The sequence below is a fragment of the Xanthomonas sp. BRIP62409 genome (genome assembly GCF_003992965.1).
Lineage (GTDB): Bacteria > Pseudomonadota > Gammaproteobacteria > Xanthomonadales > Xanthomonadaceae > Xanthomonas > Xanthomonas euroxanthea.
The window spans coordinates 1-25,894 of record NZ_QEZJ01000014.1 but is presented as its reverse complement, the minus strand read 5'-3'; the positions used below and the strand labels follow the sequence as shown (position 1 = coordinate 25,894).

Sequence of the window (25,894 nt, the reverse complement as noted above, 5' to 3'; positions counted from 1 at the left end):
AAAGCGCCACGACCGGCGTGGCGCGATCACCACACCGTCCGACCCCGCCGCTCCGACGCCACTGGCCTGCCCTGCCAGCGTCGCGCTGCACGGCCGGCCAAGCCGACCGTGCAGCGCCGATCACGACTCCCAGTCTTCGCGACGATCCGGCAGCATCGCGCGCAGTGGCGCACCGTCGTCGCCGGCAGCCAGGCGCTCGGCCTCGACCATCGGCAGGTCCACATCCAGCAACCAGCCGTCCTCGTCGGACTGCTCGCCGCGCACCACTTCCAGTTGATGCAACTTGGAGCGCAGGCGGCCTGCCGACGGTGGCAACCGCAGTTGCCCGGTCACATGGCGCAGATCCAGTCGCTGCCCCAGGGCGTGCTGCAGTTCCGGCAGCCCGCGCCCATCCCGCGCAGAAACCCACACGCGCTCACGCCGCGCCTGGTCGGGAATGCCGTCCTGCGCATCGTGACGCACCTGCGCGCCTTCGATCCTGTCGATCTTGTTGAACACCAGCAGCTGCGGCAAATCGCCCGCGCCCACCGCATGCAACACCTCATCGACCTGCTGGATGCGTTCTTCGCGCAGCGGGTCGGCCGCATCGACGATATGCAACAACAGATCGGCGTCGCGCGCCTCGGACAAGGTCGAACGGAATGCAGCGACCAGTTGATGCGGCAGATCGCGCACGAAGCCGACCGTATCGGCCAGGATCGCACTGCCGCCCGGCAGCGCAATGCGACGCACGGTGGGATCGAGCGTGGCGAACAACTGGTCGGCCATGTAGGCCTCCGCACCGGTCAGGGCATTGAACAACGTGGATTTGCCGGCATTGGTGTAGCCAACCAACGCAATCCGCGGCAGTTCGCTGCGCATGCGCGCACGCCGCATCTGGGTGCGCTGCACCTCGACCTTCTCCAGCCGCTGCTGCAACTGCTCCACCCGCTTCTGCAGCAGGCGGCGGTCGGTTTCCAGCTGGGTTTCGCCAGGGCCGCGCAGACCGATTGAACCGCCGCGCTGACGCTCCAGGTGGGTCCAGCCGCGCACCAGCCGGGTCGCCATATGCCGCAACTGCGCCAGCTCCACCTGCAGCTTGCCTTCATGACTGCGTGCCCGTTGCGCGAAGATGTCCAGGATCAGGCCGGTGCGGTCGATCACGCGCCGCTCCAGGTAGCGCTCCAGATTGCGCTCCTGGCCGGGCGACAAGGTGTGGTTGACCAACACCAGATCCGCGCCGGTGGCCTCGGCGGCGGCCTTGATCTCTTCCAGCTTGCCGCTGCCGATCAAGGTCGACGGGTTCGGTTTGTCGATGCGCGCGGTGAGCGTGGCCGCCACCGTGGCGCCCGCCGACTTGGCAAGGTCGGCGAACTCCTCCAGCACATCCTCTTCGGCAGGCCCACCGGAGTGGGTCTGAATCAACAACGCGTGTTCACCCTTGCGTGAGCGATCAAACACGCACTACTCCATTACTGCTCGACGTCGTCATCTTCCGCCTGGTTGCCTTCATTGGATTGCACATATCCACCACCCGGTCCCACGCGCACGTTGCGCGCCGGCACGACCGTGGAGATGGCGTGCTTGTAGACCATCTGACTCACGGTATTGCGCAGCAGGACCACGAACTGGTCGAACGACTCGATCGTGCCCTGCAGCTTGATGCCGTTGACCAGATACACAGAGACCGGCACCCGCTCGCGCCGCAGCGCGTTGAGGAATGGATCCTGTAAAGATTGCCCCTTAGCCATCGAAAACTCCTCTTCATTATTGTTCTTATAGTCCCGGTCGACACCTGCCATCCCCAGCCGGTCCCGGAAACGGGATGTTACACGCCTGAAGCCTGCGGTACATCGGGACGTTGACCGAGGAAGCCGACAAGTGCGCGTTCCAGTCGATGCCGGTCAGTGTCCGGGTCGAACCAGCGTGCGTCGAGCTCGCCACGCAGCCAGGTGAGTTGCCGCTTGGCCAGTTGGCGGGTGGCCTGCACCGCCCTGCCGCGGAACTCAGCCAGGCTACCGGCCCCATCCAGATACTCCCAGGCCTGGCGATACCCCACCGCGCGCACCGCTGGCAGATCCAGCGGCGCGGCGACCGCGCGCAGTTGCGGCAGTGCTCGGAGACGTTCCACTTCGGCCAGGAAATCCTGTGCCAGCATCATGTCCAGGCGTCGTTCGATGCGCGCATGCAGCACTGCGCGCTCGCGCGGTGCCAGTACGACCTTCAGCACCCGCACCGGCAGACGTGGCCCCGGCGGTAGCGCCTGCCAGTAACTGATCGGCTTGCCGCTGATGCGATAGACCTCCAGGGCGCGCTGGATCCGCTGCGGATCGGTGATATGGATACGGGCAGCGGCGATCGGGTCCACGTCCGCCAGCTGCGCATGCAACCTGGCCCAACCGAGCTGTTCGGCTTCGGCTGCGATGGCCGAGCGTACCGCCGGATCGGCCTCGGGCAACTGCGACAGCCCTTCCAGCACGGCGCGGAAGTAGAGCCCGGTGCCGCCGGCCAGAATCGGCAGCTTGCCGCGCGCCACGATCTGCCCGATCGCCTGCCGCGCATCGCTGGCGAATTCCGCCGCCGAATAGATCTGCCAGGGATCGCGCAGGTCGATCAGATGGTGTGGCACCGCCGCGCGCATCGCGGCATCCGGCTTGGCCGCACCGATGTCCAGGCCGCGATACACCAGCGCCGAATCGACACTGACGATCTCGCCGTTCCAGCGCTGCGCTGCCTCCAGCGCCAGCGCGGTCTTGCCGCTGGCAGTCGGCCCCATCAATGCAATCGCCAGCGGGCGTCGGTCGGCCGGCATCAGTCCTCGTCCGGCCAGCGAATGCTCGGTGCCGCAGGCGCGCTCACGCGTGGCAGCGGGATCGCCGCCATCGCGCTCCACACCTTCAGGGCATCCACGGTGGAGGCCACATCGTGCACGCGCAGCACCATCGCACCATGCTGGGCGGCGATCAGGTGCGCGGCGACCGAGCCGTATACGCGTTCTGCTGCGACCTGGCGACCGGTCAGTTCACCGATGCTGCGCTTGCGCGACAACCCGGCCAGGATCGGCAGGCCGAACTCCTGCAGGCGCTGCAACTGCGCCAGCACGGTGAGATTGTGCGTGGTGGTCTTGTCGAAGCCGAACCCCGGGTCGAGGATCAACCGGCGCTTGTCGATACCGGCCATTTCCGCCGCGAAGATGCGTTCGGCCAGGAAGCGATGCACCTCGGCCACCACGTCGTCGTAATGCGGCGCGTCCTGCATCGCATGGGGTGCGCTGCGTGCATGCATCAACACCACCGGCACCCGCAGTTCGGCCGCGGCATCCAATGCGCCAGGCGAACGCAGCGCGTGCACGTCGTTGATCATGCCGGCGCCGGCCGCGACCGCTGCGCGCATCACTTCCGGCTTGAAGGTATCCACACTGATCGGCACGCCGGTGTGCTGCGCCAATGCCTGGATCACCGGGATCACGCGCTGCAGCTCTTCGTCCAGCGATACCGGGGTTGCGCCCGGACGGGTGGATTCGCCGCCGATATCCAGCAGCGCAGCGCCCTGCTCGACCAGGCGCAGGCCATGCGCGATGGCGGCTTCGCAACTGGCGTGCTGGCCGCCATCGGAAAACGAATCCGGGGTGACGTTGACGATCCCCATCACCTGCGGCGCGTCCAGTCGCAGTTCGCGACCGGCGCAATCCAGCTTGAGGGCGGTGTCGAACATCGGGGGTGTCTCCTTGGAGGGGTTGCGGTAGGGCCTGGTCGGCGATGTGGCCGTATAACGCATCAAGGCCGGGAATCGCTTCCCGGCCTTGATGAATGCGTCTGCAGCTGACCGATGCGGGCGTTACAGCTGCTCGGCTGGCCCGGCAATCGGCGCCAACGGACGCGGGCTGCCCTTGTCGTTGTTGTTGCCGCCATCCTTGTCGGACTTGCCCCAGCCGGCCGGCGGCGGCGGCTCGCGGCCTTCCATGATGGCGTCGATCTGCGGCACGTCGATGGTCTCGTACTGCAACAGCAGCTGCGACATCGCGTGCAGCTTGTCCAGGTTCTCGGTGAGGATGGCCTTGGTCTTGCTGTAGGCCTTGTCCAGGATCGAGCGCACCACTTCGTCGATCATGCGCGCGGTCTCGTCGGAAACGTTCTTGTGCTGGGTCACCGAACGACCCAGGAACACCTCGTCTTCCTCCTCACCGTAGGCCACCGGGCCCAGCTCGTCGGACAGGCCCCACTTGGTGACCATGTTGCGCGCCATCTTGGTCGCCCGCTCGATGTCGTTGGACGCACCGGTGGTGACCTTGTCGCCGCCGAAGATCAGCTCCTCGGCCACGCGGCCGCCGTACAGCGAGCACAGCTGCGACTCGATCGCCACGCGGTTCATCGAGTAACGATCACCTTCCGGCAAATACATCGTCACGCCCAGGGCGCGACCGCGCGGAATGATCGTGACCTTGTAGACCGGGTCATGCTCGGGCACCAGACGGCCGACGATGGCGTGACCTGCCTCGTGGTAGGCGGTGAGCGTCTTTTCGTCTTCGCTCATGGCCATCGAGCGGCGCTCGGCACCCATCAGGATCTTGTCGCGGGCACGGTCGAAGTGGTCCATGCGGACTTCCTTCTCGCTGCCGCGCGCGGCAAACAACGCCGCCTCGTTACACAGGTTGGCCAGGTCGGCACCCGAGAAGCCCGGCGTACCGCGTGCGATGACCATCGGCACCACGTCGTCGGCCAACGGCAGCTTGCGCATGTGCACACGCAGGATCTGCTCGCGCCCCTTGACGTCCGGCAGGCCGACCACGACCTGGCGATCGAAACGGCCCGGACGCAGCAGCGCCGGATCCAGCACGTCGGGGCGGTTGGTCGCAGCGATCACGATCACGCCCTCGCCGCCCTCGAAACCGTCCATCTCGACCAGCAACTGATTCAAGGTCTGCTCGCGCTCGTCGTGTCCACCGCCCAGACCAGCGCCGCGATGACGGCCAACGGCATCGATTTCGTCGATGAAGATAATGCAGGGCGCATGTTTCTTGGCCTGCTCGAACATGTCGCGCACGCGGCTGGCGCCAACGCCCACGAACATCTCGACGAAGTCGGAACCGGAGATGCTGAAGAACGGCACCTTGGCCTCGCCAGCAATCGCCTTGGCGAGCAACGTCTTGCCGGTACCCGGCGGGCCGACCATCAGCACGCCGCGCGGAATCTTGCCGCCCAGCTTGGTGAACTTGGTCGGGTCGCGCAGGAAGTCGACCAGCTCGCTGACTTCTTCCTTGGCCTCGTCGCAACCGGCAACGTCGGCAAAGGTGATCTTGACCTGGTCCTCGCCCTGCAGCTTGGCGCGCGACTTGCCGAAGCTCATCGCGCCCTTGGCACCGCCACCACCGCCCTGCATCTGGCGCATGATGAACAGCCAGAAGCCGATGATCAGGATGACCGGCAGGAAATTGAGCACCAACGACCAGAAACCCGGCCCGGTGGAGGGCTTCTGGCGGGTCATTTCGATGTTCTTGCTGTACAGCACGTCGACCAGCTTGTCGTCGCGCGGCCCGTACACGGTGGCTTCGCTGCCGTCGGTGCGCTTGAAGCGGATCGCGTTGACCGCCAGATTGGTCTCGTCGGTGTAGTCCACCGATTTGACGCGCCCGGCATCCACTTCCTTCAGGAACTGGGTGTAGGTAATCGCGTCGGGGCCGACACCGCCCGCCATCCGCGGCGAGAAGCTCTGGAAGACGACCATCAGCACAACCGCGACGACCACCCACAACAGCAGATTCTTGGTCAAGTCGTTCATCCTCATTGGCTCCGGTGCCCTCTACTCTTCAATTCTTGAAACACGGTGGTCATTGGCAGCTTACTTGATCTGGGCACGCTTGCCCTGACCGAGCGCATAAACTTCCGGGGAGCGCTTGCGCGAGGCCGCCGGTTTGCGAATCGTCACCTTGTCATAGCGGCGGCGAAGCTCACGAATGTAGTCGTCGGACCCGACGCCCTGGAACAGCTTGATCAGGAACGCCCCGCCCGGTTTGAGGTGGATATCGGCAAATTCCATTGCCAGTTCCGCCAGGTGCATCATCCGCGGTTGGTCGACCGCGTCCATGCCACTCTTATTGGGGGCCATATCGGACAGCACAAGGTCCACCGGCACATCGCCCAGCATCGCCTCGAATTCCGATAGGACGGCTTGCTCCCTGAAGTCGCCGTGAAGGAACTCCACCCCGGCCAGCGGCGGCATCTCCAGGATATCCAGCGCCACCACCCGGCCGCTGTCGCCCATGGACTTGCGTACCTGCTGCGACCAGCCGCCCGGCGCCGCGCCCAGGTCGACCACCACCATGCCCGGCTTGAGCAGACGGTCGCGCTGGAGCAGTTCTTCCAGCTTGTAGGCCGCGCGCGAGCGCATGCCTTCGGCCTGCGCCTTCTTGACGAACGGATCGGCGAAGTGTTCCTTGAGCCAGCGCTGGCTGCTTTTACTACGGGAAGGCATCGGCAAAGGGGTCTGAACGGGTCGCCATGATACCCTGAACACCCTTTGCTTCCCTTTGATCCTGCATGTCCATTGTTCTCACCTCCGCCCAGAACCGTTTCCTGCGCGGCCAGGCCCACGATCTCAAGGCACTGCTGCAGACCGGGGGCAAAGGGGTCACGCCGGCATTTCTGGCCGAACTCGAGGAAGTGCTCGAGCGCCACGAATTGATCAAGGTGAAGGTGACATCGGAGGATCGCGAGGCCCGTGACGCCATGATCGCCGAACTGACCCAGCACACCGGCAGCGCGCTGGTGCAGCGGATCGGCCATGTCGCCATCCTGTACCGCCCCAGCAAGGAAAAGCGTCAGATCGTGCTGCCGCGCGGCTGACAGACGAGTTCGCCATGCCTTTAAGCCAGGAACACCCCGACTACACCTATGCGCTGCGCGCGGCCGATGGCCGCCATGCCAAGGTGAACGACCAGATTCTGCAGCGCAGCTTCATCCTGATGCCCGACCAGCTGGTGGAAGGCTGGCCGGTGCCCGGCCTGGCGCAGCTCCAGGTCGCGCATATGGACGCGGTGCTGGCACTTGCCCCGGCGGTGATCCTGCTCGGCACCGGCGAGCGGCAGCAGTTTCCGAAGACGGATGTGCTGGCAGCCTGCCTGACCCGCGGCATCGGCCTGGAAGCGATGACCAATGCGGCCGCCGCACGCACCTACAACGTGCTGGCCAGCGAAGGCCGCCGGGTGGCGCTGGCGATGATTCTGGAAGGCCGGGATTAGGGATTAGGGATTGGGGATTCGCAACTGCGGGCTGGAGCAGATATCGCTCTCATGCCAGCAGCAGTAGCGACACCTCAAGCGAGCTCAGGCCGGTAGAACGCACCTTCCACGCGGAACCATCAGCTCAGCGCCGTTGCCGTCGCGAATCCCAAATCCCGAATCCCCAATCACTTCCTAGGCAGATACAACAACGGATCCACCGGCTTGCCGTTGTAGCGGATCTCGAAGTGCAGCATGTCGCGGGCAGCGCCGCTGCGGCCCATCTCGGCGATCTGCTGGCCGGCCTTGACGCTCTGGCCTTCGTTGAGCAGGCGCTTGCGGTTGTGCCCGTAGGCCGACAGCCACTGGTCGTTGTGCTTGATGATGATCAGCTCGCCGTAGCCGACCAGGCCGGCGCCGGAGTACACCACCACGCCATCGGCCGCGGCACGCACCGCCTGCCCGCTGGCCCCGGCGATGTCCACGCCCTGTTTGGTGGTTTCGCCGGTGACGAAGGTGCCGACCACCACGCCATCGGCCGGCCAGCGCCACGGAAATCCGCTGCTGACCGGCGCTGCGACCGGGGCACTCGGGCGCGGCGGAACCACCGTGCCGGCGGTGGAGGTGCTGCCGCCAGGCTTGCTGGCCCCGGGCGGATAGAGCTTGAGGGTCTGACCGGGATAGATGGTGTTCGGCGAGGACAGGCCATTCCAGGCCGCCAGATCCGGCGCGGTGATGTTGGTGCGGCGCGAGATGGCGTACAGCGTGTCGCCGCGCTGGACGGTGACGGTCGCGCCCGGGCGCGGCACCGACGGACGTGGCGCCGCGGACGGACGTGCAGACGCCGAACCGCCGCCGGCTCCGGGCGAACGCACCACCGTGGCGCTGCTGCAGGCGGCCAGCCCGATGGCCACTGCGAGCAGGACTGCTGTCTTACATACCGAATTCATCTGCAACTTGCTCATCCGTTGGTTGTCTTCCACGCCAGCCACCCTGCTCCCACTGCCAGCACGGCCATGGCCACCCAGCCCAGCGGCTCGATCCAGCGATGCAACGCGGCTTCCGCACGCGCCCCACCCAGCCGGATCGCGCCGGCTACCAGGTACACGCGCTTGCCCCGCCCCACCAGCATGCTGGCGATGAAGGGCAGGATCGGCACGCCGACCACGCCCGAGGCCCAGGTAAAGATCTTGAGCGGAATCGGGGTGAAGCCCACCAGCACCAGCGCCCAGAAGGCCTTCCACGGCGAATCGGCGACCAGCGTGCGCAGGGTTTCGATCTGCGCCTGGATCTTCGCGCTCCAGCCCAGCCACTCGATCAGCGGCGACAATGCGGCAAAGGCGAAATGGCCCAGCAGATAGCCGACCAGCGCGCCGCAGACCGAGCCGAGCAGGCTCAAGGTGGCGAACCACAACGCGCGTCTGGGTTCGGCCAGCGACATCGGCGCCAGCATCACCTCCGGCGGCACCGGGAAGATGAAGCCCTCCACGAAACTGAGGCCGGTCAGCAGCGCCGGAGCGCGGCGATTGCGCGACCAACGAATGGCCACGTCGTACAACGGCCCGAAGATCTTCATCGAGGAACTCTCATGGATTCAATCCAGCATGCCCGACAACAGCGGGACGAACGTGACCGGCGCCAGAACCTGCTGCTCGATCGCGCCATCGGCAGCGCGCGTGAGCTGCACCAGCGACTGCGACGAGGCGCCACCGACCGGGGCCACCAGCCGGCCGCCGACCGCCAGCTGATCGACCAGCGCATCGACCAGTGCCGGGGCGGCGGCGGTGACCACGATGGCATCGTAGGGGCCGTGTTCGGGCCAACCGATGCGGCCGTCGTCGTGCTTGCTGCGCACATTCATGCCCAGATGCCGGAAGCGCTTGCGCGCCTGCCGCAGCAGGTCGCCGATGCGCTCAACCGTGTACACCTCCAGCCCCAGCGCGGCCAGGATCGCGCCCTGGTAGCCGGAGCCGGTGCCGACTTCGAGCACCCTGGTCGGGCCGACCTGCAGCACCGCCTCGGTCATCCGCGCGACCACCCAGGGCTGCGAGATGGTCTGGCCGTGGCCGATCGGCAGGGCGGTGTCTTCGTAGGCGCGCGAGGCCAGCGCTTCATCGATGAACAGATGGCGCGGCACCGTGCGCATCGCGTTGAGCGTGGCTTCGTCCTGGATGCCGGCCTCGCGCAGGCGCTCGACCAGCCGGTCGCGCACGCGTTGCGAGGTCATGCCGATCCCGACCGATTCCGGTTGCAGGCGTAGCCTGGGCGTCATGCCGGGGTATCCAGCGCGGCGGTCAACCCGCCCACCCAGCCAGCCACCGTCTCCAACGCCTGATAGCGGGTCAGGTCGACATGGATCGGGGTGATCGAGATATGCCCGGTGCGCACGGCATGGAAGTCGGTGCCGGGGCCGGCGTCCTGCTCCGGCCCGGCCGGGCCGATCCAGTACACGGTGCGGCCGCGCGGATCGCGCTGCGGCACGCAGGGTTCGGAACGATGGCGGTTGCCGAGCCGGGTGACCTCGAAACCGAGCACATCCGACCAGGCCAGATCCGGCACGTTGACGTTGAGGATGGTGTTGGCGGGCAGCGGGTCGGCCTTCAGCCGCGCCACGATCTCCACCGCCGCGCGTGCGGCGCTCTGGTAGTTGTGCGCCTCATGGTTGTGCGTCACCAGCGACACCGCCACCGCCGGCAGGCCGAGGAAGCGGCCTTCCATCGCGGCGGACACGGTGCCCGAATAGATCACGTCATCGCCGAGATTGGCCGAGTTGTTGATGCCGGAGACCACGATATCCGGCTCGTAATCGAGCATGCCGGTCAGCGCCAGATGCACGCAGTCGGTCGGCGTGCCGGCCACCGCGCAGGTCTGCGCGTCGATGCGGCGGGTGCGGATCGGCACATCCAGCGTCAGCGAATTGCTGGCGCCGGAGCGGTCGCGGTCGGGCGCGACCACCATCACTTCATGACCGGCATGGCGCAGCGCCTCGGCCAAAATCTGGATGCCGGGGGCGTCGACACCGTCGTCGTTGCTAACCAGTACGCGCATGGGACTCCTCGGAAAACCGGGCCATGATACCGGATGCGTCCGCGCCCTTCGCGCTTGATCTTCGCTTGCACCTGAGGTTGGGCACGTTACGCTGTGACCATGTCGCATCCAGAAGACGAAGACGACGGCGCGCTGTTCCGCGCAGCGATCGGCGCGGTCAAGCCGATTCGCGAGGTCGCCCCACCGGCCAATGCCAAGCCGCGCCCCAAGCCGCGCGCGCGCATGGCCGAGCGCGACGACGCCGAAGCGCACACCGAATTCGCACGCCTGCTGCGCGACAGCGCGCCACTGGAAGCCGGGGATACCGCCAGTTACCGACGCGAGAATCTTCCCACCCGATTGTTTCAACGGCTCAAGCGCGGGCAGTTCTCGATCCAGGACGAGCTGGATCTGCATGGCGCCACCGCCACGCAGGCCGAATCCCTGCTGCGGCAGTTCCTGCTGGAGGCACATGCGCACGACCATGGCTGCGTGCGCATCATCCACGGCAAGGGGCTGCAGTCGGACAACGGTGCGCCGGTGTTGAAGAACCTGATGGATCGCCTGCTGCGTCAACGCAATGACGTGCTGGCGTTTCATTCCGCGCCTGCCACCCAGGGTGGCACGGGGGCGTTACTGGTGTTGTTGGCGCGGCGTTAGGGCCGCTTGGGTGACGGGTCGCTGGTGCAGGCATGCGCTTGCCCAAAGGACGCGTTAATGGGCAGGCCTGTCGCGGCCGGGTCCGCTCCTACGGGGTGGCGTGTTTGCCGGGCGGCTGACGACCACCGGGCAGGCCTAGGCGTCGGAACGCGGGCCGGTGTTGAGACGGCCGGCGTCGCTGACCTCGCCGAGCTCCCACAGCACCGCGGTGGCGTAGCAACCGGGCGGCAGTGCGAATTCGAGCTGCAGGCTGTGTGCATCCAGCCAGCGGAACTCCAGCTGTTGCGGACGCAGGCGCAGTGCGCGGCGCTCCTGCTTCAAGCCCGCTGCTTCCAGGCCGTGGCGCAGCGCGTCGGATTGCGGATCGGACAAGGCGCCCTGCTCCACCGCCGCGGCCTGGCCGGTCGAACGCAGCTCGCCGGCACCCCACAACGGCCCGCTGGGATGGATATCGAAGCGCGCCAGGCGCTCTGCCAATTCCTCGCTGAACGGCTCGGGGCCGAATACGCTGCGCGAGCCGTCCAGCATCCACGCCTCGCCCTCCAGTGCGGTGTCCCAGGTGCCCTGCCCCACGCGTGCGCTGAGCACTCGATTGAACAACGCCGAGCGCGCCGCCGACAGCAGCATCGAGCGCTGATCGTTGCGCAGCCGCCGCCTGGATGCCGGCGCCGCTGACAACGTGCCGTCGGCATTGGACTGGTAGCCGAACATCGCCAGCGCGGAGGCCACGTTGCCGCCATCGCGGCCGAAACGCTGTTCGCCAAACCAGTTCGGGATACCGCGCGCGGCGATCGCCTGCAGGCGTTGATCGATCGCAGCGCGCTCGCCTTCCACCTGGCGCAACGTCAACACGAAACGATTGCCCAGCAGTGCGCCGCGTTGCAGCTTGCGGTTGTGCCAGGTGCTGTCGATGACCTGCATCTCGTCGTCATCGAGCGTGGCGAGCTCCGGCGCGATGCGCTTGGGCAGATGCACGCTGAAGCGCTGCGTGGTCACCGCATGGCGGTCCTTCAGGCCGGCGTAGCTGACGCCCATCTCGGCGATCCCGGCCCAGTGCGCGAGTTTCTTCGCGATATAGGCGGTGTTCTGCCCACGCTTGCGGATGGTGAGCAACAGGTGCTCGCCCTCGCCGGAGGGCTCGAAGGCCGGCAGCTCATCGACCTGAAAATCGTCGGGCGTGCTGCGCATTGCCGCGCCAAGGACCGCAGCGCCATGCGCACGTGGCAGAACAGAGGTGTCGCTCATGCTGTGATTTACCTTCGCGCCGACAGGTCGTGCGCTGTGTGCCGAATGCCTCGGCGCGGTGATGTCGCGTTGCAACGCCAAGATGAGCCCGGCGCGGGTAATCGCGATGTGGAACGGCTAGAAACCTGGCCGGCAGTGGTTAGATGCGTGTGGACGGTGCATGCAGGGCATGCGTGATGAGCGCTGTGCTGCCCCATCGCCAGGCACCGTCCGCACCCGGCCGGGGGTGGGCACCGGCCTTGCCGGCTGTGGTTATGCAGCGATCTTGCCAAGCAATACGGCCGCCTGCGCCGCAATGCCCTCGCTGCGGCCGGTGAAGCCGAGTTTTTCGCTGGTGGTGGCCTTGACGCTAACCGCATCGAGCTCGATCGCCAGCAGGCCGGCAATGCGTTCGCGCATCGCCAGCGCATGCGGGCCGATCTTGGGACGCTCGCAGATCACGGTGACATCGGCATTGCCGACGCGCCAGCCACGTTCGCGCAGCAAGTGATCGCAATGCTGCAGGAACTGCGCGCTGTCGGCATCCTTCCAGCGCGCATCGGATGGCGGAAAGTGCTGCCCGATATCGCCCAGCGCCAGCGCACCCAGCATTGCATCGCACAGCGCATGCAGCACCACGTCGCCATCGCTGTGCGCAAGCACGCCATGGCTGTGCGCGACGCGCACGCCGCCCAGCATCACGTGGTCGCCCGCGCCGAACGCATGCACGTCGTAGCCCTGACCGATTCGAAAATTGAAAGACATGGAAAATCCGTGGTGAGTGAGAGTGCCCAACAACAGGGAGCAAGCAGTCGTTTAGGTCGGCATGCACGCTACAAACAGACCGCCGTGTACGAGTTGCCTACACAGCCGGTTCCGCAAACCGGCCTCGCAATCGTTCGACAGCCGCCCTAACGCGTGTTGACGTCGTGATTGGCATCGGCAACCACCGCATCGTTGCGTGTGGCCACCAATTCGGCATCCACCGCCACGCCGCGGCGTGCGAGCTCGAATTCGAAGCGCGCCAGATCCGTTGGCGTGGTCACCTTGAAGTTGTCTTCGGCACCTTCCACCAGCAACGGGCGCAATCCCAGCCGCTCCATCGCCATCGCCTCGTCGGTCACGTCCACGCCGGCGGCCGACGCTTCGGTCAGGCCGCGGATCAATTGATGGCGACGAAACAGCTGCGGGGTCAGCGCGCGCCACAGCCGCTCGCGCGGTTCGGTGGCATCGATGCCGCCATCGTCGCCGGCACGCTTGAGGGTGTCGCGCACCGGTGCAGCCAGGATCGCGCCGACCGGATCGCCGCGGCCGATTTCCAGCAGGCGCTCCAGGTCGGCCAGGCCGAGATTGGGCCGCGCGGCGTCGTGCACCAGCACAAAGTCATCGGCGCGCACGCTCTCGGGCAAGGCCAGCAATCCGGCCAGCACCGATGCGGCACGTGTCCCGCCGCCGACGCAGGTCAGCACCGGCTTGGCCTGCACCGACGTCCAGCCCGGCCAATCCGCATCGTCGGGCGCGATGGCCACCACGATGCCGGCCACCACCGGATGCGCGGCAAGCGCCGCCAGCGTGTAGGCCATCAGCGGTTGCCCGGCGGCGGGCAGATATTGTTTGGGGGTCTGCCCGCCAAAGCGCGTGCCGCGCCCGGCGGCCGGCACGATCGCCCAGATCGAACCGGTCATGGCTGTTCCGCCGGCGCGTCGGGCTCGACGGGTGCGGCCGACGGCGCGGCCACCGCGGGCGGCAGCGGCGGTGCATCCTCGACCACGCGATAGAACGTCTCGCCCGGTTTGATCATGCCCAGCTCGCTGCGCGCGCGCTCCTCGATTGCCGCCTCGCCGTCCTTCAAATCCTTCACCTCTGCTGCCAACGCCTGGTTGCGTTGGCGCAGACCTTCGTTGTCCTGTGTCTGATGCGCAACCTGGGCTTCCAGCATCATGACTTCGCCGGAATTCCCAGGCCCGAACCAGAAGCGGTACTGCAGCCAAGCCAGCAGCACCGCCAGCACCAGCAGTAGCCAGCGCCAGTTGCGCACGGCTTATCGCTTGATCGAAACGAACGCGTCGCGGCCGGCGTAGCGTGCGCCGGAGCCCAGCGCCTGCTCGATGCGCAGCAACTGGTTGTACTTGGCGACGCGATCGCTGCGGCACAGCGAGCCGGTCTTGATCTGGGTGGCGGTGGTGGCCACGGCGATGTCGGCGATGGTGGTGTCTTCGGTTTCGCCCGAACGGTGCGAGACGATCGAGGCATAGTTGGCCGCGTGCGCCATCGCGATGGCCTCCAGCGTCTCGGTCAGCGTGCCGATCTGGTTGACCTTGATCAGGATCGCATTGGCGGTGCCCGAGTCGATGCCCTGCTTGAAGATCTTCGGGTTGGTGACGAACAGGTCGTCGCCGACCAGCTGCACCTTCTTGCCAACGCGGTCGGTGAGCAGCTTCCAGCCGGCCCAGTCGTCCTCGGCCAGGCCGTCTTCGATGCTGATGATCGGATACTGCGCGACCCAGTCGGCCAGGAAGTCGACGAACTGCTCGCTGGTCAGGCGCTTGTTCTCGCCAACCAGGTTGTACTTGCCGTTGTCGTAGAACTCGCTGGAAGCCACGTCCAGGCCCAGCAGCACGTCTTCGCCCGCGGTGTAGCCGGCCTTGCCGATCGCCTCGAGAATGGTGTCCAGCGCTTCGACATTGCTGCGGAAGTCCGGCGCAAAGCCACCTTCGTCGCCGACTGCCGTGCTCAGGCCGTGGCCCTTGAGCACCGACTTGAGCGCGTGGAAGATCTCGGTACCGGCACGCAGCGCTTCGGAGAACGAGCTGCAACCGACCGGCAGCACCATGAACTCCTGGAAGTCGACGTTGTTGTCGGCATGCGCGCCGCCGTTGATGATGTTCATCATCGGCACCGGCAGCGCCACGTCCGATTCGGTGATGGTGGACAGGTACTGCCACAACGGCTGCTTGCGCGAGGCGGCCACGGCATGCGCGGCGGCCAGCGAAACACCCAGCAGCGCATTCGCGCCCAGGCGGCCCTTGTTCTCGGTGCCGTCCAGATCGATCAGGCGGCGGTCCAGGCCCTGCTGGTCGGCGGCATCGAAGCCCTTCAGCGTCTCGGCGATGGTGCCATTGACGTTCTGCACCGCGTGCAGCACGCCCTTGCCCAGGTAGCGGGTCTTGTCGCCATCGCGCAGTTCCACCGCTTCCTTGGTGCCGGTCGAGGCGCCCGAGGGCACGGCGGCGCGGCCGAACGAGCCGTCGTCCAACGTGACTTCGGCCTCCAGCGTGGGATTGCCGCGGGAGTCGAGGATTTCGCGGGCGAGGATCTTGGCGATAGTGGTCATAGGTCGATCGGTTACCAGTAAGGGGGAAGGACACCGGAAACAAGCTGCCGGATTATCGCCGCAGGACTGCGGCTTGCCAAATGGCGAGATCAAGCGGCCGCCGCGATGGCGACACGTCAGGACGCCGGAGCAGCAGGTGGGCGGCAGTACGGACTGCGCAGTGCAGCGGTGTCAGCTGCAGCACGCGGCACCACTGTGCGAACACCGGCACCACATCCGCATCCGCGGCGCTAACGGACCACGCAGCAGCGGCCGCGCGCGCCACCGCATTGCCTGATCAGACGCCTTGTTCGAGAAAGCCGTGGCGCTTGGTGATGGTGTCCAGCGCCAGCAGCGTCTCCAGCAGGGCTTCCATCTTGTCCAGCGGCCAGGCGTTGGGGCCGTCCGACAAGGCCTTGGACGGGTCCGGATGGGTTTCGGCAAACAGGCCGGAAATGCCCACCGCCACCGCGGCGCGCGCCAGCACCGGCACGAATTCGCGCTGGCCGCCGGAACTGCTGCCCTGCCCGCCCGGCAGCTGCACCGAATGGGTGGCATCGAACACGACCGGGCAGCCGGTATCGCGCATCACGCTCAGCGAACGCATGTCGCTGACCAGATTGTTGTAGCCGAACGAGGCACCACGTTCGCAGACCATGATCTGTTCGTTGCCGGTCGACTTGGCCTTGTCCACCACCGGCTTCATGTCCCATGGCGACAGGAACTGGCCCTTCTTGATATTGACCGGCTTGCCGGCGGCGCAGACGTTCTTGATGAAGTCGGTCTGGCGCACCAGGAAGGCCGGGGTCTGCAGCACGTCGACGACGGCGGCGACCTCGTTCATCGGGGTGTATTCGTGCACATCGGTCAGCACCGGCACGCCGATCTGCTGTTTCACCGCTTCCAGCACCTTCAGGCCTTCTTCCAGGCCCGGGCCGCGGAAGCTGGTGCCGGAAGTGCGGTTGGCCTTGTCGAAGCTTGACTTGAAGATGAAGTTGATCCCCAGCTTGCCGGTGATCTCCTTGAGCTTGCCGGCCACGTCGAGCTGCAGCTGCATCGACTCGATCACGCAGGGGCCGGCAATCAGGAACAACGGCTGATCCAGGCCGACGTCGAAGTCACAGAGTTTCATCAGGTCACCTTATTGATTGAGCCCCTCTCCCGTCGGGAGAGGGGTTGGAGTGAGGGGGCGATTGCAACGCGCTGGTGAAGCCCGATGGCTTGCCCAGGGCGGCGCATGGCGACGCGTTCGTCATGGCTGCCATCTTCCGGTGCGTTGCGATGCCCACTCATCCGGCACGGCGCGCCCGCGTCTCCCGCAGGGAGAACAAGCGGCTCACGCACGCGCTTCCTTCAGCAGTTTTCCACCCGCCTTCTTCTCGCGCGCGGCGCGCACGAAGCCGATGAACAGCGGATGCCCGTCGCGCGGGGTAGAGAGGAATTCCGGATGCGCCTGGCAGGCCAGGAACCACGGGTGCGTTTCGCGCGGCAGCTCCACCATCTCCACCAGCGTGTCGTCCATCGACTTGCCGGAGATCACCAGGCCGGCGTCTTCCAGCTGGGTGCGGTAGCGGTTGTTGAACTCGTAGCGGTGGCGATGGCGTTCGGCGACCACGTCCTTGCCGTACACCTCGCGCGCCAGCGTGCCCGGCTTGAGCCGCTGCTCCTGCAGACCCAGGCGCATGGTGCCGCCCAGGTCGGATTTCTCGTCGCGCTTTTCCACTTCGCCGGTGGCGGTGCGCCATTCGGTGATCAGGCCGATCACCGGGTGCGGCGACTGGCGATCGTTCTCGGTACTGTTGGCTGCGTCCAGGTCGGCCACGTGGCGGGCATAGTCCACCACCGCCGCCTGCATGCCGTAGCAGATGCCGAAATACGGCACCTTGTGCTCGCGCGCGTATTTGGAGGTCAGCACCTTGCCTTCGAAGCCACGGTCGCCGAAGCCGCCCGGCACCAGGATGCCGTCGATATCCTGCAGCGCCGCCATGTCGCTGCCTTCCAGGTCCTGCGCTTCCAGCCACTTCAGGTTGACCTTGGTGCGCTGGCGCAGACCGCCATGACGCAGCGCTTCGGCCACCGACTTGTAGGCGTCCTGGTGGTCGACGTACTTGCCGACCACGGCAATGGTGACCTCGTCCAGCGGATGCTTGACCGCATCCACCACCGCCGCCCATTCGGACAGGTCGGGCGCAGCCACCTTGTCGCGCAGCTTGAACTGATCGATGACCAACTCGTCCAGGCCCTGGCGACGCAGTTCCAGCGGCATGCCGTACAGCACGTCGATATCGGGGCAGCTGATCACCGCGCGCTCGGAGACGTTGGTGAACAACGCGATCTTGCGGCGCTCCGAATCCGGAACCGCCTGCTCGGAACGGCACAGCAGCACGTCCGGCTGGATACCGATCGAACGCAGTTCCTTGACCGAGTGCTGGGTCGGCTTGGTCTTCAGCTCGCCAGCGGCGGCGATGTATGGCACCAGCGTGAGGTGCATGAACATGGCCTTTTCGGCGCCCCGCTCGGTGCGCACCTGGCGGATCGCCTCCAGGAACGGCAGCGACTCGATATCGCCGACGGTGCCGCCGATCTCGATCAGCGCCACGTCGAAGCCGGCGGTGGCCTCGTCGATGCAACGGCGGATCTCGTCGGTGATATGCGGGATCACCTGCACGGTGGCGCCCAGGTAATCGCCACGACGCTCCTTGCGGATCACGTTCTCGTAGATGCGGCCGGTGGTGACCGAATTCTTGCGCGACAGCCGCGTGCGCACGTAGCGCTCGTAGTGACCCAGGTCCAGGTCGGTCTCGGCGCCGTCGTCGGTGACGTAGACCTCGCCATGCTGGAACGGGCTCATCGTGCCCGGGTCCACATTGATGTACGGGTCCAGCTTCATCATCGTGACCTTCAGGCCACGCGCTTCCAGAATGGAGGCAAGCGAAGCGGCGGCAATGCCCTTGCCTAGCGAGGACACTACGCCGCCGGTAACAAAAATCAGGGGGGTCATGGGGCTTGGAGCCTCCCGGAAAGCCATAGTTTAGCGGGTGACGGGCGAATGCCCAAGGGTTGCGTGACGATCATGTCGTCACAGCGGCGAAAGCGGCGCTGCGCCTGGCGCCCAAATGCAGACGCCCCGGCCAAGGCCGGGGCGTCTGTATGGCGTGGCACCGACTCGCACTGGCATCAGCGCGCCGGCTTTTCTTCTTCCTCTTCCTCGCGCGGGGCGTCATCGGCCTTGGGCTTGTGCGCCGCGGCGGCGGCACGGCGTTCGGCCTTGCGCTCGGCTTCGGTCTTGGCCTTGGCGTCGTCGGCCTTCTGCGCGCTGGCGCCGGCGCCCTGCCCGGTCTGCTGCGGGGCCGCCTGGGCCAGGGCAGGAAGCGCGGCCACTGCGGCAGCACCGAGGGTGAGCATCAGGATGTGCTTGAACTTCATGGTGTCCTCCGGTTTCGGTGACATCCTCAGGTGGGGACGTTTGGTTCCGAATCCAACGCCAGGGTATCCAGCCGCACCCCGCCCTGCACTGAACGTCGGTCGCGTGCAAAAAATCGGCCCAGCCCCCACACTTGCGCGTCGTTTCACGTGCCAACGAGATGCATGAACACCCGTTATAACGCCGCCGATATTGAAGTGCTGTCGGGCCTGGACCCGGTCAAACGCCGCCCTGGCATGTATACCGACACTGCGCGCCCGAACCACTTGGCGCAGGAAGTGATCGACAACTCGGTCGACGAGGCGCTGGCCGGTCATGCCAGGCAGGTCGAAGTGACCCTGTACAAGGATGGCAGCTGCGAGGTGTCCGACGACGGCCGCGGCATGCCGGTGGACATGCATCCGGAAGAAAAGATTCCCGGTGTCGAGCTGATCCTGACCCGGCTGCATGCCGGCGGCAAGTTCAGCAACCGCAACTACACCTTCTCCGGCGGCCTGCATGGCGTGGGCGTGAGCGTGGTCAATGCGCTGTCGACCAAGGTCGAACTGTTCATCAAGCGCGAAGGCAGCGAGCACCGCATGGAGTTCCGTGACGGCCACGCCGCGTCCAAGCTTGAAGTGGTGGGCACCGTCGGCAAGAAGAACACCGGCACGCGGCTGCGCTTCTGGGCCGATCCCAAGTACTTCGACACGCCCAAGTTCAACGTGCGCGCGTTACGCCACCTGCTGCGCGCCAAGGCGGTGCTGTGCCCCGGCCTGACCGTCAAGCTGCACGACGAGGCCACCGGCGAGCAGGACAGCTGGTACTTCGAGAACGGCCTGCGCGACTACCTCAAGGGCGAGATGGCCGCCCATGAGCTGCTGCCGGCCGACCTGTTCGCGGGCAGCCTGAAGAAGGACACCGAGATCGTCGACTGGGCCGCGGCCTGGGTGCCGGAAGGCGAGCTGGTGCAGGAAAGCTACGTCAACCTGATCCCGACCGCGCAGCACGGCACCCACGTCAACGGCCTGCGTTCGGGCCTGACCGATGCGTTGCGCGAGTTCTGCGACTTCCGCAACCTGCTGCCGCGCGGGGTCAAGCTGGCGCCGGAAGACGTGTGGGACCGGGTCACCTTCGTGCTCAGCCTGAAGATGACCGACCCGCAGTTTTCCGGGCAGACCAAGGAGCGCCTGTCCTCGCGCCAGGCCGCCGGCTTCATCGAAGGCGCCGCGCACGATGCCTTCAGCCTGTACCTGAACCAGAACGTGGAGATCGGCGAGAAGATCGCGCAGATTGCCATCGACCGCGCCAGCGCGCGGTTGAAGACCGAAAAGCAGATCGTCCGCAAGAAGGTCACCCAGGGCCCGGCCCTGCCCGGCAAGCTGGCCGACTGCATCAGCCAGGACCTGTCGCGCACCGAATTGTTCCTGGTCGAGGGCGACTCGGCCGGCGGCTCGGCCAAGCAGGCGCGCGACAAGGATTTCCAGGCGATCCTGCCGCTGCGCGGCAAGATCCTCAACACCTGGGAAGTGGCTTCGGGCAGCGTGCTGGCCTCCGAGGAAGTGCATAACCTGGCGATCGCGATCGGCTGCGATCCGGGCAAGGACGACATCACCGGGCTGCGCTACGGCAAGGTGGTGATCCTGGCCGATGCGGACTCGGACGGCCTGCATATCGCCACCCTGCTGACCGCGCTGTTCCTCAAGCATTTCCCGGCGCTGGTTGCCGCCGGCCATGTGTTCGTGGCGATGCCGCCGCTGTTCCGCGTGGACGTGGGCAAGCAGGTGTTCTATGCGCTGGACGAAGAGGAAAAGACCACACTGCTGGACAAGATCGCGCGCGAGAAGATCAAGGGCCAGGTCAGCGTCACCCGCTTCAAAGGCCTGGGCGAGATGAACCCGCAGCAGCTGCGCGAATCGACCATCCATCCGGATACGCGTCGCCTGGTGCAGCTGACCATCGACGATGGCGAACAGACCCGCTCGCTGATGGACATGCTGCTGGCGAAGAAGCGCGCGGGTGATCGCAAGCAGTGGCTGGAGACCAAGGGCGATCTGGCATCGCTGGAAGTTTAAGAACCTCTGGGAAGCGTTAAGGCCCTAAAGGTCAAGCCCCTCTCCCGTCGGGAGAGGGGTTGGGGTGAGGGTAGGTGCGAAGCCACCGGGTAAGTAACCGCCTGAGGCTCCGCCATGCACCCTCATCCGCCCCGGCGGGGCACCTTCTCCCGACGGGAGAAGGGAGTGTCATCGGTTTTCTTTTAGGTCGATGCCTATTTCAGCAGACTGCCCAAACCTCACCCTTTGGGTCAGACGGCTGCCTGCCGCGGCACAGACGGCGCCATGCCAGGCATGCGGCGTCGGCCGACGCGACACATGTGCCTTTGTGCACATCCATCGGGCGCCGCCGGGGCCCTAGCATCGTCGCTCCCCTGCCGAACGTCCGATGCTCATGTCCTTTTTTCTCCGCGCCAGCCTGCTGGCCTGCGTCCTGCTCAGCGGGACGGCGCTGGCCGATGCGCCCGACAAGACCGATGCAAAACCCGATACCAAATCCGATACCAAATCCGATGCGGCTGCGGCCAAACCCGCGCCACTGCCGGCCGATGCCAGCGTGCGGCAAAGCACGCGCGTGGCCGGGCGCTCGCTGAGTTACACCGCAACCGTCGGCACGCTGCCGGTGCGCGACGCGCAGGGCAGGACCACCGGCGAGGTGGTGTTCACCGCCTACACCGTGGACGGCAAGGACCGCCCGGTGACCTTCGCATTGAACGGCGGACCAGGCGCGGCGTCGGTGTATCTGAACATGGGCGCGATCGGGCCGAAGGTGGTCGGCTTCGGCGCCGAAGGCGACAGCGCGTCCGCACCGGCGACCTTGCGCGACAATCCGGGCACCTGGCTGGACTTCACCGACCTGGTGTTCATCGACCCGGTCGGCACCGGCTTCAGCCGCGCGCTCATCGGCGACGACGAGGCCAAGAAGCAGTTCTACAACCCGCAGGCCGACGTGGAATATCTCTCGCGCGTGATCTACGACTGGCTGCTGAAGAATCGCCGCCTGCAGACGCGCAAGTATCTGGTCGGCGAAAGCTATGGTGGCTTCCGCGGCCCGCGCATCACCCAGTACCTGCAGACCCGCCTCGGCGTGGCGATGAACGGCGTGGTGCTGGTGTCGCCGTACCTCAACCCGACCCTGGACGACAACAGCGACGTCTCGCCGCTGGCATGGATGATGACGCTGCCCTCGATCGCCGCCGCGCATCTGGAGCGCCAGGGCCAGCTCAGCGACACGGCGATGCGCCAGGTGATCGACTACACCCGCGGCGACTACGCGGTGGCGCTGATGAAGGGCCGCACCGACCCGCAGGCCACCGAGGCGATGCTGCAACAGGTCGCCCGCATGACCGGACTGGACGCGACCTATGTGCGCCGCTCCGGCGGACGCCTGGAAACCCAGGCATACCTGCGCGAGGTGTTCCGCGACAAGGGCGAGCTGGGCAGCCGCTACGACTCCAACGTGACCGCGTTCGACCCCTTCCCCAACGATCCGGAGCAGCGCGCCAACGATCCGCTGCTGGACAGCATCATCGCGCCGACCACCACCGCGATGGTGGACTTCGTCACCCGGATCGTCGGCTGGAAAGTCGATGCCCGCTATCAGGCGATCAATTACGAGGTCAATACGGCGTGGGAATGGGGCGATGAACTGCGCAAGGGCGCGGTGACGCAGCTGCGTCAATCGGTGGCGATCGACCCCAAGCTGCGTGTACTGATCGCACATGGCTGGAACGATCTCTCCTGCCCGTTCATGGGCTCGGTGCTGACGGTGGACCAGATGCCGGCGATGGGCGACCCCACGCGCGTGCAGGTGCGCGAGTATCCCGGCGGTCACATGTTCTACAACCGCCCCGACAGCCAGGCCGCGTTCCGCAACGACGTCAAGACGCTGTACGAAACCCGCTGAGCACAGCCATCGCCGGCCGCACACGCGGCTGGCGATGCAGCACACCGACGGCGCGTGCGTACCACCCCGTCGCCAAGCCACCGGCAAAGCCAATAGTGGTTTCGGGCCGCCACACATGTGACTTGCCCGCGTCAACGTTCAACACCACTCGCTGCCGTCGAGATTCAAATCAGCCGAACAAACCAAAACGCGCACCAGCTGTTACGAATCCCGATCCCCTACTCCCGATTCCCCATTCACAACGCCCCAGGCGCCACAGCCCGCACATTCCACCCCAGCCACTCGTAGACCCGATAACGCGCAATGCCCAGATACTCGTGCAGGGCGACATCGGCCACGGTGAAGTTGTAGCTCTGCGGCAACCACGCCCAGGACGCGGTCAGCCAATCCGACCGTACCGGCGTGGCATCGATGCCGAAATGGCGGAAATACAGTTCGGCGCGCCGCAGATGGGTGGCCGAGGACACCAGCACGACGCGATCGGGGCGGTACGTGCGCAGCAGTGGCTGGCTGAACTGCGCGTTCTGCCAGGTGTTCATGCTGGACGGCTCCATGATCAGGTCAGCCTGATCGATCCCGAGCCCGATCAGCACCTTTCGGTACACCACCGCCTCGGACAGGCCCAGCCCGCGTGCATCGCCGCCACTGATCTCGATCTTGCAGTCGCCGCCGTGCGCACGGCACTGCCGGTACAGCCGCGCCGATTCGACGATGCGGCCATAGGCGAACATGTTGGACTCGGCGGTGGCGTCGGGGCCATCCGGCCGCACCGTTCCTGCGCCCAGCAGCACGATCATGTTGCGCGCGCGCCAGTCGTTGAAGTCGTTGACGCCGGTCTGCTGCAAGCCGTGCAGCATCCAGCTCGCCAACGGGCCGCAGCCCACCAGCAGCAGCAGGGCCAGCGTGGCCGCCGCCAGCGCACGCGCACTGCGCAGCCAGCGCCGGCGGCCGATCAACCAGGACAGCAGGAACAGCACGCACACCAGCGCAAGCATCATCGGCGCGTTTCCTCAGGCAGGACGCGTTGGGATATCAGGGTCGAACCGGATGCCCTGCAACCGGACGCCCTGCAGTCGGCGCGCATGCTCGCCGACCGAGGTGACCATCGCGCGACATCGCTCAGGTCCAGCCGAACCACTCGAAGCAGCGCAGGATCACATACGCCACGCCGCCCGCCGCCGGGATGGTCAGAATCCAGGCCCAGACGATGCGCTCGATCACGCCCAGCCGCAGCGAACGCGGATTCTTGGCAAAGCCCACGCCCATGATCGCGGTGGAAATGCTGTGCGTGGTCGACACCGGCATGCCGAAGTGCGCGGCCACGGTGAGCACGGTGGCCGAGCTGGTTTCCGCAGCAAAGCCGTGGATGGGATGCAGCTTGACCATCTTGTGGCCGAGCGTCTTGATGATCTTCCAGCCGCCCGAGGCGGTGCCGGCGGCCATCACCACCGCACAGGTCAGCACGATCCACATCGGAATGCCGGCGCCTGCGGCCAGCCCGGTGCCCGGATGCAGGAACGACAGCCAGCCCGGCAGCTCGTCCAGTGCACCGGCCGACTGCGCGCCGATCAGGGTCATGGCGATGATGCCCATGGTCTTCTGCGCGTCGTTATGGCCGTGGGCATAACCCATGTAGGCGGCCGAGGCGATCTGCGCCTTGCCGAAGAAGGCATTGACCCAGCGCGGACGCGCCAGCCGCCCGATCGGCCCGCCCAGCCTGGCCATGCCGGCGATGATCGCCCACAGCAGCAGCATCACCACGATACCGAGCAGGAAGCCGGCGATCGGCGAGGTGATCATCGGCACGAACACCTTCCACAACAGGCCCTTGTTCTTGGCCCAGTTGCCGATGTTTTCCGACCAGATCAACGCGTTCCAGTTGTTGTGCGCGGCCGCCAGGCCGGCACCGCACAGCCCGCCGATCAAGGCGTGCGAGGACGACGACGGCAGGCCCTTCCACCAGGTGATCAGGTTCCAGATGATGCCGCCCAGCAGCGCGCACAGGATCACCTGCGGGGTGACCTCGACCACCTCGGTGTTGAGCAGGCCGGAGGCGATCGTCAGCGCCACCGCGGTGCCGGTGAGCGCGCCGATCAGGTTCATGCCGGCGGCCAGCATCACCGCCCAACCCGGCGACAGCACCTTGGTGGCGACCACGGTGGCGATGGAGTTGGCGGTGTCGTGGAAGCCGTTGATGAACTCGAACACCAACGCCGCCAGGATCACCACCAGGACTAGGGTAAGCACGCGGCGGCCTCAGCTGTTCTTCAATACGATCTGGTACACCACCACCCCGGCCTCGCGGCAACGGTCGATGGCCTTTTCCAGGATCTCGAAGAACTCCTTGAGCAGGAACATCTGCAGCGTGTCCAGGCGGCCGGAATAGATGTCGCGGTACAGCTCGAGCATCAGCCGGTCGGCTTCGTTTTCCAGCATGCGCAGCTTGTCGTTGAGCGCGGTCATGCGATCGATGTTCATGTGCGGCAGGTCGGTCACCATCTCCACCACCACCGCAGCGGCCTGTTCCAGCATCGCCGCGCGCGGGGCGAAGTCGATGTGCTCCAGGTGCTTGGTGGCCAGCGAGTACCGGTCGGCGAACTTCTCGACCTGCTTGGGAATCTTGTACAGCGCCGACCCCAGCGCCTCGATGTCCTCGCGCTCGATCGGGGTCATGAAGCTATCCACCAGCGCCTGGCCGATCTTGTCGGAGGCGGCGCGTTCGCGCAGGCGGGCCAGCTTGAAGGCGTCCAGCGCGGGTTGGCGGTCGGACGTGCGCATCATGGCGTGCAAGGCCTTGGTGCTGTCGTAGGCGGCCTGCGCCGCTTCGTTCAGGAGCGCATAGAACTGCTTGCCGGAACCGAAGATGGTCTGCAACGAGAACATGGGTGGAGAACTTCCTGCCGTCGAGGGAGAGACGGACGCCAAGCGCGAATTATGACCGTTCCATGACCTGTCTGGGTATCTCGGCGCCACAAGTGGCCTTCACATCGGCATTTCCCGGCTCGAACCACCCTGTGGTTTGCTAACATGCTCCCGCGCCCTCGGGTGCACCCTATGGAAGACGACCCTATATTCCCCCGTTGCCGCCCCGCCCTTGTGCGCGCCGGCCAAC

26 protein-coding genes are annotated in these 25,894 nt (G+C 66.2%); 5 read left to right on the top strand and 21 right to left on the bottom strand.

From position 1 onward, the window contains the following. Positions 1-120: 120 nt before the first annotated feature. The 6 genes from hflX to rlmE all read right to left on the bottom strand — a co-directional run bounded on the left by hflX (position 121) and on the right by rlmE (position 6,450). Entirely contained in the window at positions 121-1,440 is a 1,320-nt protein-coding gene (gene hflX / locus EO170_RS03565) for a ribosome rescue GTPase HflX (protein WP_126942511.1), read from the bottom strand. 11 nt (positions 1,441-1,451) lie between these two features. Beyond that, positions 1,452-1,730: an RNA chaperone Hfq gene (gene hfq / locus EO170_RS03560; RefSeq protein ID WP_005915027.1), complete on the bottom strand. Its 279-nt coding sequence runs from the start codon at positions 1,728-1,730 to the stop codon at positions 1,452-1,454. Positions 1,731-1,807: 77 nt separating this feature from the next. Next, positions 1,808-2,791: a tRNA (adenosine(37)-N6)-dimethylallyltransferase MiaA gene (miaA, locus tag EO170_RS03555; RefSeq protein ID WP_126942508.1), complete on the bottom strand. Its 984-nt coding sequence runs from the start codon at positions 2,789-2,791 to the stop codon at positions 1,808-1,810. Further along, on the bottom strand, positions 2,791-3,693 hold the full coding sequence (gene folP / locus EO170_RS03550; protein ID WP_126942505.1) for a dihydropteroate synthase: 903 nt from the start codon (positions 3,691-3,693) through the stop codon (positions 2,791-2,793). The genes miaA and folP overlap by 1 nt, the downstream gene beginning before the upstream one ends. A gap of 123 nt (positions 3,694-3,816) precedes the next feature. Then, the gene (gene ftsH / locus EO170_RS03545) at positions 3,817-5,757 is read right to left on the bottom strand and encodes an ATP-dependent zinc metalloprotease FtsH (protein WP_164739312.1); all 1,941 of its coding nucleotides are present in this window, start codon (positions 5,755-5,757) and stop codon (positions 3,817-3,819) included. A 60-nt stretch (positions 5,758-5,817) separates the two neighbouring features. After that, the gene (gene rlmE / locus EO170_RS03540; RefSeq protein ID WP_126942791.1) at positions 5,818-6,450 is read right to left on the bottom strand and encodes a 23S rRNA (uridine(2552)-2'-O)-methyltransferase RlmE; all 633 of its coding nucleotides are present in this window, start codon (positions 6,448-6,450) and stop codon (positions 5,818-5,820) included. 65 nt (positions 6,451-6,515) lie between these two features. On the opposite strand from rlmE, the gene yhbY reads away from it, so the two are divergent. Both yhbY and EO170_RS03530 read left to right on the top strand, forming a co-directional pair. Continuing rightward, positions 6,516-6,821: a ribosome assembly RNA-binding protein YhbY gene (yhbY, locus tag EO170_RS03535; RefSeq protein ID WP_104582892.1), complete on the top strand. Its 306-nt coding sequence runs from the start codon at positions 6,516-6,518 to the stop codon at positions 6,819-6,821. A gap of 14 nt (positions 6,822-6,835) precedes the next feature. Beyond that, positions 6,836-7,216 (top strand): Mth938-like domain-containing protein, encoded by a 381-nt coding sequence (locus tag EO170_RS03530; RefSeq protein WP_126942502.1) that lies wholly within the window; start codon positions 6,836-6,838, stop codon positions 7,214-7,216. A 167-nt stretch (positions 7,217-7,383) separates the two neighbouring features. Here EO170_RS03530 and EO170_RS03525 read toward each other — a convergent pair whose 3' ends face one another. From EO170_RS03525 to surE, 4 genes are read right to left on the bottom strand one after another with little or no spacing between them, the layout of a single operon-like run. Continuing rightward, positions 7,384-8,160, bottom strand: a complete 777-nt coding sequence (locus tag EO170_RS03525; protein WP_164739313.1) for a peptidoglycan DD-metalloendopeptidase family protein — start codon at positions 8,158-8,160, stop codon at positions 7,384-7,386. Further along, entirely contained in the window at positions 8,157-8,771 is a 615-nt protein-coding gene (locus EO170_RS03520; RefSeq protein ID WP_104648524.1) for a YqaA family protein, read from the bottom strand. Before EO170_RS03520 ends, EO170_RS03525 begins: the two co-directional genes overlap by 4 nt. An 18-nt stretch (positions 8,772-8,789) precedes the next feature. After that, positions 8,790-9,467 carry a protein-L-isoaspartate(D-aspartate) O-methyltransferase gene (locus tag EO170_RS03515; protein ID WP_104582889.1) on the bottom strand — a complete coding sequence of 226 codons (678 nt, stop codon included), beginning with the start codon at positions 9,465-9,467 and terminating at the stop codon, positions 8,790-8,792. Beyond that, positions 9,464-10,243: a 5'/3'-nucleotidase SurE gene (gene surE / locus EO170_RS03510; RefSeq protein ID WP_104582888.1), complete on the bottom strand. Its 780-nt coding sequence runs from the start codon at positions 10,241-10,243 to the stop codon at positions 9,464-9,466. The genes EO170_RS03515 and surE overlap by 4 nt, the downstream gene beginning before the upstream one ends. Positions 10,244-10,342: 99 nt before the next feature. Here surE and EO170_RS03505 point away from each other — a divergent pair, with 99 nt between their 5' ends. Continuing rightward, complete coding sequence (locus EO170_RS03505; protein ID WP_164739314.1) at positions 10,343-10,882, top strand: Smr/MutS family protein; 540 nt, start codon at positions 10,343-10,345, stop codon at positions 10,880-10,882. A gap of 135 nt (positions 10,883-11,017) precedes the next feature. Here the strand turns inward: EO170_RS03505 and truD are convergent, their stop codons facing one another. The 8 genes from truD to EO170_RS03465 all read right to left on the bottom strand — a co-directional run bounded on the left by truD (position 11,018) and on the right by EO170_RS03465 (position 18,845). Further along, positions 11,018-12,127 (bottom strand): tRNA pseudouridine(13) synthase TruD, encoded by a 1,110-nt coding sequence (truD, locus tag EO170_RS03500; protein WP_126942496.1) that lies wholly within the window; start codon positions 12,125-12,127, stop codon positions 11,018-11,020. Positions 12,128-12,379: 252 nt separating this feature from the next. After that, a complete protein-coding gene (gene ispF, locus EO170_RS03495; RefSeq protein WP_104582885.1) occupies positions 12,380-12,871 on the bottom strand; it encodes a 2-C-methyl-D-erythritol 2,4-cyclodiphosphate synthase in 492 nt (163 codons plus the stop codon). Between the two features lie 146 nt (positions 12,872-13,017). Next, the gene (gene ispD / locus EO170_RS03490) at positions 13,018-13,791 is read right to left on the bottom strand and encodes a 2-C-methyl-D-erythritol 4-phosphate cytidylyltransferase (protein WP_104582884.1); all 774 of its coding nucleotides are present in this window, start codon (positions 13,789-13,791) and stop codon (positions 13,018-13,020) included. After that, positions 13,788-14,144 (bottom strand): cell division protein FtsB, encoded by a 357-nt coding sequence (ftsB, locus tag EO170_RS03485; protein WP_016904016.1) that lies wholly within the window; start codon positions 14,142-14,144, stop codon positions 13,788-13,790. Before ftsB ends, ispD begins: the two co-directional genes overlap by 4 nt. Positions 14,145-14,147: 3 nt before the next feature. After that, positions 14,148-15,440: a phosphopyruvate hydratase gene (eno, locus tag EO170_RS03480; RefSeq protein WP_104582883.1), complete on the bottom strand. Its 1,293-nt coding sequence runs from the start codon at positions 15,438-15,440 to the stop codon at positions 14,148-14,150. A gap of 277 nt (positions 15,441-15,717) precedes the next feature. Continuing rightward, a complete protein-coding gene (kdsA, locus tag EO170_RS03475) occupies positions 15,718-16,551 on the bottom strand; it encodes a 3-deoxy-8-phosphooctulonate synthase (RefSeq protein ID WP_104582882.1) in 834 nt (277 codons plus the stop codon). A 204-nt stretch (positions 16,552-16,755) separates the two neighbouring features. Beyond that, a complete protein-coding gene (locus tag EO170_RS03470; protein ID WP_104582881.1) occupies positions 16,756-18,420 on the bottom strand; it encodes a CTP synthase in 1,665 nt (554 codons plus the stop codon). 176 nt (positions 18,421-18,596) lie between these two features. After that, on the bottom strand, positions 18,597-18,845 hold the full coding sequence (locus EO170_RS03465) for a hypothetical protein (RefSeq protein ID WP_164740888.1): 249 nt from the start codon (positions 18,843-18,845) through the stop codon (positions 18,597-18,599). 162 nt (positions 18,846-19,007) lie between these two features. On the opposite strand from EO170_RS03465, the gene parE reads away from it, so the two are divergent. Both parE and EO170_RS03455 read left to right on the top strand, forming a co-directional pair. Next, positions 19,008-20,897: a DNA topoisomerase IV subunit B gene (gene parE / locus EO170_RS03460; protein WP_104582880.1), complete on the top strand. Its 1,890-nt coding sequence runs from the start codon at positions 19,008-19,010 to the stop codon at positions 20,895-20,897. A gap of 373 nt (positions 20,898-21,270) precedes the next feature. Further along, entirely contained in the window at positions 21,271-22,782 is a 1,512-nt protein-coding gene (locus EO170_RS03455) for a S10 family peptidase (RefSeq protein ID WP_126942493.1), read from the top strand. Between the two features lie 236 nt (positions 22,783-23,018). On the opposite strand, the gene EO170_RS03450 is transcribed toward EO170_RS03455, so the two are convergent. From EO170_RS03450 to EO170_RS03440, 3 genes are all read right to left on the bottom strand, one after another. Beyond that, the gene (locus EO170_RS03450; protein ID WP_115676773.1) at positions 23,019-23,780 is read right to left on the bottom strand and encodes a YdcF family protein; all 762 of its coding nucleotides are present in this window, start codon (positions 23,778-23,780) and stop codon (positions 23,019-23,021) included. Positions 23,781-23,901: 121 nt separating this feature from the next. Further along, positions 23,902-25,029, bottom strand: a complete 1,128-nt coding sequence (locus EO170_RS03445) for an inorganic phosphate transporter (RefSeq protein WP_104582878.1) — start codon at positions 25,027-25,029, stop codon at positions 23,902-23,904. 9 nt (positions 25,030-25,038) lie between these two features. Continuing rightward, positions 25,039-25,665, bottom strand: a complete 627-nt coding sequence (locus tag EO170_RS03440; protein ID WP_104532321.1) for a DUF47 family protein — start codon at positions 25,663-25,665, stop codon at positions 25,039-25,041. Positions 25,666-25,894 lie beyond the last annotated feature (229 nt).

Excerpts from the sequence above, each read along its gene's own strand:
- ispD (WP_104582884.1), bottom strand. The coding sequence starts at position 13,791 with ATGACCGGTTCGATCTGGGCGATCGTGCCGGCCGCCGGGCGCGGCACG.
- folP (WP_126942505.1), bottom strand. The coding sequence starts at position 3,693 with ATGTTCGACACCGCCCTCAAGCTGGATTGCGCCGGTCGCGAACTGCGA.
- eno (WP_104582883.1), bottom strand. The coding sequence starts at position 15,440 with ATGACCACTATCGCCAAGATCCTCGCCCGCGAAATCCTCGACTCCCGC.
- miaA (WP_126942508.1), bottom strand. The coding sequence starts at position 2,791 with ATGCCGGCCGACCGACGCCCGCTGGCGATTGCATTGATGGGGCCGACT.
- surE (WP_104582888.1), bottom strand. The coding sequence starts at position 10,243 with ATGCGCGTACTGGTTAGCAACGACGACGGTGTCGACGCCCCCGGCATC.
- truD (WP_126942496.1), bottom strand. The coding sequence starts at position 12,127 with ATGAGCGACACCTCTGTTCTGCCACGTGCGCATGGCGCTGCGGTCCTT.
- EO170_RS03455 (WP_126942493.1), top strand. The coding sequence starts at position 21,271 with ATGTCCTTTTTTCTCCGCGCCAGCCTGCTGGCCTGCGTCCTGCTCAGC.
- yhbY (WP_104582892.1), top strand. The coding sequence starts at position 6,516 with ATGTCCATTGTTCTCACCTCCGCCCAGAACCGTTTCCTGCGCGGCCAG.
- ispF (WP_104582885.1), bottom strand. The coding sequence starts at position 12,871 with ATGTCTTTCAATTTTCGAATCGGTCAGGGCTACGACGTGCATGCGTTC.
- EO170_RS03520 (WP_104648524.1), bottom strand. The coding sequence starts at position 8,771 with ATGAAGATCTTCGGGCCGTTGTACGACGTGGCCATTCGTTGGTCGCGC.
- EO170_RS03530 (WP_126942502.1), top strand. The coding sequence starts at position 6,836 with ATGCCTTTAAGCCAGGAACACCCCGACTACACCTATGCGCTGCGCGCG.
- EO170_RS03525 (WP_164739313.1), bottom strand. The coding sequence starts at position 8,160 with ATGAGCAAGTTGCAGATGAATTCGGTATGTAAGACAGCAGTCCTGCTC.
- EO170_RS03505 (WP_164739314.1), top strand. The coding sequence starts at position 10,343 with ATGTCGCATCCAGAAGACGAAGACGACGGCGCGCTGTTCCGCGCAGCG.
- rlmE (WP_126942791.1), bottom strand. The coding sequence starts at position 6,450 with ATGCCTTCCCGTAGTAAAAGCAGCCAGCGCTGGCTCAAGGAACACTTC.
- parE (WP_104582880.1), top strand. The coding sequence starts at position 19,008 with ATGAACACCCGTTATAACGCCGCCGATATTGAAGTGCTGTCGGGCCTG.
- EO170_RS03470 (WP_104582881.1), bottom strand. The coding sequence starts at position 18,420 with ATGACCCCCCTGATTTTTGTTACCGGCGGCGTAGTGTCCTCGCTAGGC.
- hfq (WP_005915027.1), bottom strand. The coding sequence starts at position 1,730 with ATGGCTAAGGGGCAATCTTTACAGGATCCATTCCTCAACGCGCTGCGG.
- ftsH (WP_164739312.1), bottom strand. The coding sequence starts at position 5,757 with ATGAACGACTTGACCAAGAATCTGCTGTTGTGGGTGGTCGTCGCGGTT.
- EO170_RS03450 (WP_115676773.1), bottom strand. The coding sequence starts at position 23,780 with ATGATGCTTGCGCTGGTGTGCGTGCTGTTCCTGCTGTCCTGGTTGATC.
- kdsA (WP_104582882.1), bottom strand. The coding sequence starts at position 16,551 with ATGAAACTCTGTGACTTCGACGTCGGCCTGGATCAGCCGTTGTTCCTG.
- EO170_RS03440 (WP_104532321.1), bottom strand. The coding sequence starts at position 25,665 with ATGTTCTCGTTGCAGACCATCTTCGGTTCCGGCAAGCAGTTCTATGCG.
- EO170_RS03465 (WP_164740888.1), bottom strand. The coding sequence starts at position 18,845 with ATGAAGTTCAAGCACATCCTGATGCTCACCCTCGGTGCTGCCGCAGTG.
- EO170_RS03515 (WP_104582889.1), bottom strand. The coding sequence starts at position 9,467 with ATGACGCCCAGGCTACGCCTGCAACCGGAATCGGTCGGGATCGGCATG.